This window comes from Cellvibrio sp. ATLC23, assembly GCF_057196725.1.
In genome coordinates, this window is the sequence record NZ_JBXUOS010000001.1 from 722,001 (window position 1) to 730,781 (window position 8,781).

Annotated in this window: 7 protein-coding genes; 4 read left to right on the forward strand and 3 right to left on the reverse strand. The window is 46.8% G+C overall.

The window, feature by feature from the left end; genetic code table 11:
* Window positions 1-43: 43 nt before the first annotated feature.
* The 3 genes from hflD to AC2CG4_RS03000 all read right to left on the reverse strand — a co-directional run bounded on the left by hflD (window position 44) and on the right by AC2CG4_RS03000 (window position 2,339).
* Window positions 44-667, reverse strand: coding sequence for a high frequency lysogenization protein HflD (hflD, locus tag AC2CG4_RS02990; protein ID WP_062065568.1), 624 nt, complete (start codon window positions 665-667; stop codon window positions 44-46).
* A gap of 41 nt (window positions 668-708) precedes the next feature.
* Window positions 709-1,824: a tRNA 2-thiouridine(34) synthase MnmA gene (gene mnmA, locus AC2CG4_RS02995; RefSeq protein ID WP_484484843.1), complete on the reverse strand. Its 1,116-nt coding sequence runs from the start codon at window positions 1,822-1,824 to the stop codon at window positions 709-711.
* Between the two features lie 77 nt (window positions 1,825-1,901).
* The gene (locus tag AC2CG4_RS03000) at window positions 1,902-2,339 is read right to left on the reverse strand and encodes an NUDIX hydrolase (protein ID WP_484484844.1); all 438 of its coding nucleotides are present in this window, start codon (window positions 2,337-2,339) and stop codon (window positions 1,902-1,904) included.
* Window positions 2,340-2,491: 152 nt separating this feature from the next.
* Between AC2CG4_RS03000 and AC2CG4_RS03005 the strand changes: the two genes are divergently transcribed.
* The 4 genes from AC2CG4_RS03005 (at window position 2,492) to apbC (ending at window position 8,611) form a co-directional block, all read left to right on the forward strand.
* The gene (locus AC2CG4_RS03005) at window positions 2,492-2,971 is read left to right on the forward strand and encodes a hypothetical protein (RefSeq protein ID WP_286843000.1); all 480 of its coding nucleotides are present in this window, start codon (window positions 2,492-2,494) and stop codon (window positions 2,969-2,971) included.
* A 352-nt stretch (window positions 2,972-3,323) separates the two neighbouring features.
* Window positions 3,324-4,448: an efflux RND transporter periplasmic adaptor subunit gene (locus AC2CG4_RS03010; RefSeq protein ID WP_484484845.1), complete on the forward strand. Its 1,125-nt coding sequence runs from the start codon at window positions 3,324-3,326 to the stop codon at window positions 4,446-4,448.
* Window positions 4,449-4,536: 88 nt separating this feature from the next.
* Window positions 4,537-7,617 (forward strand): efflux RND transporter permease subunit, encoded by a 3,081-nt coding sequence (locus tag AC2CG4_RS03015; protein WP_484484846.1) that lies wholly within the window; start codon window positions 4,537-4,539, stop codon window positions 7,615-7,617.
* A 142-nt stretch (window positions 7,618-7,759) separates the two neighbouring features.
* Window positions 7,760-8,611 (forward strand): iron-sulfur cluster carrier protein ApbC, encoded by an 852-nt coding sequence (gene apbC, locus AC2CG4_RS03020; protein WP_484484847.1) that lies wholly within the window; start codon window positions 7,760-7,762, stop codon window positions 8,609-8,611.
* The last annotated feature ends 170 nt before the right edge of the window (window positions 8,612-8,781 follow it).

Here is an 8,781-nt window from a genome sequence, read left to right on the forward strand (position 1 = left end):
AAGTTAATAATGAAATGGGAATTCTGGGTGTGATTTGGCCGAATTACATGCGGCGCAAAAAGTCATCTACCTGTTGTGCGATATGTTTGCGATAGAACAAGAGTTGCAAACGGTTGCCGCCGACTTGTCGCCAGAGAATTGCTGAGCGCACCGAGGCGAGCAGGAGGGCGCGAATTTGGTTGGCGATACGCTGTTGTTGCAGGTAATTGTAGTCGCCATTCACTTGGATGCGAAAACGGAACGTGCTCAGGGTTTCGGTATAAAGTGTGCCCAAATTGGCGATAACATTTTCGTGCGTCGATGAAAAATGTTGTGCTTGTTGTGCCACTTGCTCCAAGCGGCTGCCAATAACACCCAGCATATCGCGGCGGCCGGCGAGCTTTTTCTGCAGGTGTAATACGCCCAATCCGTAACGCAGTGTTTCCCGATGTTTTTGCGAACCGGGGCGCAAAAGTTCGCGCATCACTTCCAAGCCGGTGCGCAGGTTTTCTAAATTTCCGCCGTAAACCGCGAGTGTACTTTCAGGATTCAGGTCGAGCATGCTTTCAATACTGCATTTATAAGCATCGGGCGGGACATGGCCAGTTTTTGCAACCTGTTCCACCATGGCGGTTGCCTGAAATACACCTGCGAGGGCGAGGGTAATGTCTTGCCAGTTTTTGCTCACGCGAAATTCTCTCAACTACTTAAAAGGGGCTTATTAGTGGATCAACGATTGTCGGTAGATTCGATCACTGCGCCACCGAGGCAAATATCATCCGCGTAAAAAACAACAGATTGCCCAGGTGTAACCGCACGCTGCGGCTGCTCAAAGATCACATCGAGTGTGCCATCGCCCAATAGTGTTACCACACAGGCCTGATCGGGTTGGCGATAACGTGTTTTGGCGGTGCACTTGACCTTAGATGAGGGCGGAGTACCGTTAATCCAATGGGCCTGTTGAGCGATTAAATGATTGGTATACAGAAGCGGGTGGTCTGTCCCTTGTACGACAACCAATACGTTGCGCACCAAATCTTTCTGCACTACAAACCAAGGCTCTTCATTAGCGCCTTTAACACCACCTATACCCAAGCCCTGACGCTGACCAATGGTGTGGTACATCAAACCCATATGTTCGCCAATCACCTGGCCATCGGGGGTTTGAATCTCCCCCGGTTGTGCGGGCAAGTATTGCTGCAAGAAATCTTTAAAACGGCGCTCGCCAATAAAACAAATACCGGTGCTGTCTTTTTTGTTGTGGGTAACCAAGCCGAATTCTTCTGCAATTCGGCGAACTTCCGGTTTTTCCAGCTCGCCTACGGGGAACAGGGATTTAGCGAACTCAGCTTCGCCTACCGCATGTAAAAAGTAGCTTTGGTCTTTGTTGGGGTCTAGGCCTTTTAATAGATGGGCATGGCCTTCACGATCAGCGCGGCGCACATAGTGACCGGTGGCAATCAGCTCACCGCCCAGTTTGCGCGCGTATTCCATAAATACTTTGAATTTGATTTCGCGGTTGCAGAGAATATCGGGGTTGGGTGTGCGTCCAGCTTTGTACTCTTCGAGAAAGTGCTCGAATACGTTATCCCAGTATTCCGACGCAAAGTTTGCCGTATGCAGCTTGATGCCAATGCGCTCGCAAACCATTTCAGCATCGGCCAAATCCGCCTTGGCGGTACAGTATTCGGTGCCGTCGTCCTCATCCCAGTTCTTCATAAACAGGCCTTCGACCTGATAACCCTGTTGTTTCAGGAGCAGGGCAGAGACTGAAGAATCGACACCGCCGGACATTCCAACGATCACTTTTTGGCCCGAGGTAACAGCGGGAATAACATCTGACATAAGGAGCAACTGCAAGGAAAGGGAAAGGCGGGCATTTTACCTGCCCAAGCCCTTCACTGCCACCTTAGCCAACAAGATCATCCAACAACGCCGAGGGGAAAGCGGCGCCCAGCGCGATATTCATCAATGATTTGCAGTGTCATCGGGCTGCGCAATTCGTCTTTGCGGGCAAGTAGCTCATCATAAGTAAGCCAAACTGCTTCGATAATGCCTGTATCCAGCGCGCGCTCAGCATCATGACTAACCGCTTCGGCAATGAATGTGGTGCGAAAGTAGGTGATTCCATTGCTGGGAGCGGTATATAAATTTACCCCTACAACCCCGGTTAATTTCACTGTCCAACCCGTTTCTTCCAATGTTTCGCGAATCGCCGCTGCTTGCAGTGTTTCGTTAGGGTCTAAGTGACCGGCAGGTTGGTTGTACACTTTTTTGCCATCGGCTTCTTCGTACACCATTAAAAAGCGGTTGTCGCGTTCAACAATGGTGGCAACGGTTACGTGGGGTGCCCAGGTCATAGATAATCCTTGAGTCAATCGGTAGGGGGCAAATCGTACCAGATTTATCAATATTCTCAGCTGATTTGGCTTATTGATTTTTGGCTGGATCTTTGATTGAATCCAGTTAATCACGGACGGATTTATTCAACACAAATGGCAAGGATGTTTTTATGGCTACCCACACATTAATTTTTTATCCCGACCCCTATGTTGGCTTTAATAAAACTCAATTAATCCAGCGTCACTTGTCACTGGCTGGAGTGATTGGTGTAAAGTTTAGAGCATCGTCTTGTTTTTCTGCTGGACACCGGTTTCGTCAATTTATTCCTAAAGCGGATTCTATCCAAAAATATCAATCCGATTTGGTTCGTATCCAGATTAAGGCTGTTGGTGTCTGGATGCTAATGGATGGGCGGCCTGCGATGCTTGATTGTTCAAATGTGGTGCAAATTGAAGGCGATGTTGTTGAACATTCGCTCGACCGTTATAGATCTTTATCTGACATGTTGCGCAGAATAACAGGAGATGTCTATCGGATCGGCACTGCTTATGAGTCGATTGAACAAGGGATATCGGAATTCCCACGTCATTACACGTTAAGGGGCGCTCTTACGTTTATTGGTTCTCCTGAATCGATCGAAAAATTATAGCTGCTGACAGTTCCTGTCCCATCTTTGTGCATAATTCCCGTCAGTTTGAATGATGAATGTCATGAATTGTTGTTAAGTCCAACAATTTCTTGGATCTGTCATGAAAAAGGGCTAGTATCTGCTAACCGACCAAATGGTCGGCAAGGGTTCCTTGCCGACTAGAATGCGCGGATTGCCTTTACATATTGTGACATTTGTTGGTTTTAGTTTTAATCAGTGGCTGTGCAACAATTCTCCGGCTGAAAAATGCCGAAGTTAATGGTTGGGATACCGTCGATTTATCGCCTCCCTCCGCATGTCTTGTGCAGTTCTGGTCGTAATTTCTTTTTCTCCTCTCAATGGCTCTTCATTTATGAACAATGTGAAATCAATCGGTATTGCTGTGGCAAGCCTTATAGGAATTGTGACGATTGTTGTTGTAATCAAGCTGACGCAATTTGCTGCTATGGGGCAGGCTCAGGAGAGTACACCTCCACCTTCCGAAACGGTAAGTACCTTCACGACGGTAATTCAGCAATGGCCGAATAGTTACACCGCAATGGGTACTGTAGAAGCCTCTGAAGGCATTGTGATTACTGCTGAAGTTGCTGGCAAGGTGAAGGAAATTCGCTTTAAGTCAGGCGAGCAAGTTAAGAAAGGCACGGTGATTCTGGTGCAAGAGTCAGGTAACGAACAGGCTCAATTAAGTGCTGCTGAGGCGCGTTTGCGTTTGGCTAAATCCAATCACGAGCGCTTGGTCGCACTGCGTCAGCGCAATACTGTTTCTCAAAGTGAACTGGACACCGCTGTGCAGCAGATGGAATCAGCGAGAGGTGATGTGGGTGATTTGAAAGCGACACTCGATAAAAAAGTCGTGCGTGCTCCTTTTGATGGACGCTTGGGGATTCGTAAAGTGGATTTGGGTGAGGACCTGCAAGTGGGCGGCGAAATCGTGTCGTTGCAGGCGATTAATAGTGTTCGTGTCAATTTTCCGGTACCACAATTTTGGTTGGTGAAAATGACTCGTGGCTTATCTGTAGAAGTTAATGTTGGCGATGGTTCAGATGCGACTATCAGTGGTGAAATCACAGCGATAGGTGCGGAAATCAGTCCCGTAACACGCAATGCTATAGTGCAATCTTATCTGCAAAATGAAAAAAGTCAGTTGATCCCTGGAATGGCGGTTGAAACCAAAGTGACTTTGTCTAATCCGCAAGACGTCTTGGCAGTACCCAGTACTGCAGTGATTTATGCACCTTTTGGTGATACGGTTTTTATTATCGAAGAGGGCGAAAAAGCAGGCACATTTAAAGCGCGGCAACAGTTTGTGCGTTTAGGTAAAGCTCGCGGCGACTTCGTAGAAATTATTGATGGCTTAAAGGAGGGCGATGTTGTTGCCAGTGCGGGCGCATTTAAATTATTAAATGGCCAAGCGGTAACCATAGGTACCTTGCCAACTCCGGAATTTAAACTCGAACCAACACCTGCTGACAGCTAGTTATTAGTTATATGCGTGCTCGATTTGTTGGGCGCGCAAATACCCCAGCGATTTACTCCATAAGCCTAAAAGCCCATGAGCCTAACTTATGAAATTTACTGATATTTTTATCAAGCGGCCGGTACTTGCCATAGTGGTAAGCCTGCTTATTTTAATTTTGGGTATACAGGCAGGCTCCAACCTGACTGTGCGCCAATATCCGCGCAGTGACATCTCTGTCATTATCATTAATACCGTTTATGTCGGTGCAAATGCAGAACTGGTGCGCGGATTTATCACCACTCCGATTGAACGTGCGATTGCATCTGCCGGTGGTATTGACTACATCGAATCACAAAGTGCAATGGGCATGTCTACCGTCACTGCGCACTTACGTTTGAACTATGATCCGCTCAGCGCCATGACTGAAATTTCGGCCAAGGTGAATCAAGTGCGCGGTGACTTGCCTCCAGAGGCAGAAGTTCCGGCGATTCGTATTGAAGCTGCTGATTCACAATTTGCAGCGGCCTATTTGAGTTTCAGTTCGGAAATTCTTGAGCAAAACCAAATTACTGATTTTTTAACCCGCTCAATTCAGCCGCGTTTAACCGCTATTGCCGGTGTACAGAAAGCCGATGTGTTGGGCGGCAGAACGTTTGCGATGCGGATTTGGCTTAAGCCTGAACGCATGGCTGCGTTAAACGTAACGCCAGTACAAGTGCGCGCAGCCTTAGCCGCGAATAACGTACAAGCAGCGGTAGGGCAAACACGCGGCACCTATACGCAAGTGAATTTGCGTGCAGATACTGATTTAAAAAGTGTTGATGAATTTAAACAACTGGTCATCAGCAATTCTGCCGACGGCATTATTCGCTTAAGCGATATTGCAGATGTTGCTTTGGGCGCAGAGAACTACGATACGGTGGTTAACTACTCAGGTGATACCGCGGTATTTATGGGGGTTTGGGTTGCACCTAATGCCAATGCATTGGATGTAATGAAGGCTGTAAATAAAGAAATGGAGGCAATAAAAGCCGAATTACCAACAGGGTTGTCGGGCACGGTTGCCTATGATTCAACTGAATATATCGATGCAGCAATTAATGAAGTCATTAAAACATTGACAGAAACCTTGTTGATTATTGTGATCGTTATTTTCTTGTTTCTTGGCTTTAGTCGTTCGGTCATTATTCCGGTGTTGGCGATTCCACTTTCATTGGTGGGCGCGCTATTTATTATGCAGTTATGCGGCTTCTCGCTCAATTTGCTAACACTGCTTTCAATTGTTCTTTGTGTTGGTTTGGTAGTGGACGATGCTATCGTTATGGTGGAGAACATCGAGCGCCATATTCAGGATGGGATGAAACCTTATCGGGCGGCAATTGTATCAGCACGCGAATTAGCTGGGCCGATTTTGGCAATGACAGTAACCTTGGCTTCTGTTTATATTCCCATCGGTTTACAAGGTGGTTTGATTGGATCTTTGTTCCGTGAATTTGCGATTACCCTTGCTGGTGCGGTGACTATCTCAGCTGTTGTCGCGATTACCCTGTCACCCATGTTAGGTTCGCGTATGCTGAAACCTCACACTGGTTTAAAAGCACCACTGGAAAAACCTTTTGAAAAGTTCCGTGAGTGGTATGGCCGCAATTTGGCTGCAAGTTTACAAAATCGCATCGGTGTTTATATTTTTTGGATTGTTATTACTGCCTTGTGTTTTCCGCTGTACCTTTTTTCTGCAAAAGAGTTGGCGCCCACTGAAGATCAGGGGGTTATTTTCGGCATAGTGGATTCGCAAGCGAATTCTACTGTTGATCAGGCATCGCATTACGGTAAACAAGTCAACGAAGTTTTTATGAGTGTTCCAGAGACTGACTTTACCTTTCAGTTGACGTTTCCTACCGGCGGTTTTTCCGGCATGGTGACCAAACCTTGGGAAGAACGTGATCGCGATGTATTTGAGATTATGCCGGAAGTGCAGCAGAAATTATCGGCAATTGCTGGCGTAAGAATTTTGCCCATTACGCCACCTGCGTTGCCTGGTGGTGGTCAGTTTCCGGTTGAAATAGTTTTGGCATCTACCGCTGATATCAAAGAGATTTATGATTACGCTCTGAAGGTGCAAGAGATCATGGTGGAGTCCGGTATGTTTTATTTCCAAACATTGGATGTAAAAGTGGATCAGCCGGATTACAAGCTCAGTATTGATCGCGAAAAAGTGGCCGATCTGGGATTGAATTTACAGACGGTGACTAACGATGTTGGAACCTTGTTGGGTGGCGGTTATGTCAATCGTTTCAATATGGCGGGCCAAAGTTATAAAGTGATCCCACAAGTGAAGCGGGTAGAGCGTTTAAATCCCGATGATTTGGCGAGTCTGTATGTCACTGGCCCGAATAACAATCTGATTCGTCTGGATCAGGTTGCCAGCATTAGTCACTCCACTGAGCCGCGCACGATTAACCGTATGCAACAGCTTAACGCGGTAAAAATCAGCGGTGTTACCGGCGCGCCCTTGGGGCAAGCCTTGGCGCATGTTGAAGCTGAAGCGCGTAAAATTTTGCCGAAAAGTTACACTATTGATTACACCGGTGAATCGCGGCAGTTGATTCGTGAAGGCAATACATTTTTACCGGCTTTCTTGATGGCAATTGTGATGATCTTTTTGGTGTTGTCGGCACAGTACAACAGCTTCCGTGATCCGCTGGTTATTTTGGCGGGTTCAGTACCTTTGGCGATGTTTGGCGCTTTATTATTTACTTTCTTGAAAATACCAATGCCGATTCCATTCTTCACCAATGGATTTACCACGACTTTGAATATTTATTCACAGGTGGGCTTGGTAACCTTAATGGGCTTGATTGCTCGTAACGGTATATTGGTGGTCGAGTTTGCCAATAAGTTACAGGAAGAAGGCATGGCAAAATTGGATGCAATCCGAGAGGCGTCTTCATTGCGTTTGCGTCCGGTAATGATGACCAGTGTGGCGACAATTGCCGGTCACACGCCATTGATATTTGCTGCTGGCGCAGGTGCGGAAGCGCGTAATGCGATTGGTATTGTATTGGTATTAGGTATGACGGTGGGTACCTTCTTTACCTTGTTTGTTTTACCATCGGTTTATATGTTGCTGGCTAAAGATCACCAACATGATCGTGACAATCTGGAAGAGTTAGCTGAAGTGAACTAACTTAACCAGTAATAATCCTGTTGATGACAAGTTCGTTAGCAGTAAAAAAGGGTGCCATTTGGCACCCTTTTTTGTTAGGGTGCAGCCAATTTGCATCAGCTCAAAAAGTGCTGTTCGATCGTTTTTGGTAGAGGTCTAATTTATGGCAACAACTCAAAGTGCGGCACATTCCCAAGCGATTCCGCAGGTAAAAAATATTATTGCGGTGGCATCGGGTAAGGGTGGTGTAGGTAAGTCTACTACGGCGGTGAATCTTGCTTTGGCCTTGGCCGCAGAAGGTGCGCGTGTGGGTATTTTGGATGCGGATATTTACGGCCCCAGCCAGCCGCAAATGTTGGGTGTAGGGCAGCGTCGACCAGAGATAGTTGGTGAGCAAGGCAAACAGCAAATGTTGCCGATCAATGCTTACGGCATCCAATCGATTTCTATGGGGTATCTGGTTACCGAAGATACACCGATGTTGTGGCGTGGCCCTATGGCGACAGGTGCGCTGCAGCAATTGTTGATGCAAACCCGCTGGGATAATCTGGATTATTTAATTATCGATATGCCGCCCGGCACCGGTGATATTCAGATCACGCTTGCACAAAAAGTACCGGTAACTGGCGCTGTGATTGTCACTACACCGCAAGACATCGCCTTGCTGGATGCCAAAAAAGGCATAGAAATGTTCCGTAAAGTGAATGTGCCTATTTTGGGTGTGATTGAAAATATGGCAATGCACACCTGCTCTAATTGCGGCCATGAAGAGCATATTTTTGGTGAGGGCGGTGGCGAGCGTATCGCGCGGGATTATCAAACTGAATTGCTTGGTTCTCTGCCGTTAGATTTGTCTATTCGCGCCGACGCGGATCAGGGAAAACCTTCTGTTGCGGCAGATCCTGAATCAGCCATCAGCCAAAAATACCGTGCAATCGCACGCAAACTGGTGGCAAATATCCAGCAACATAATGCCAGCCAAGCTATGCCAACGATTGAAATTTCAGATGATTAATGCTTGTTGATATGTTGTCCTTACACAATAAAACTAAAAAAGGAGATCAATCGATCTCCTCAGATCGCTGACAAACCCCACCCTAAAAAGTGGGGTTTTGTTTTTTTAGCCCGCGCTGTGCATAAACCACATTTCTTGAGATTTATTTCCAATCCGCTCATTTTTCCCGG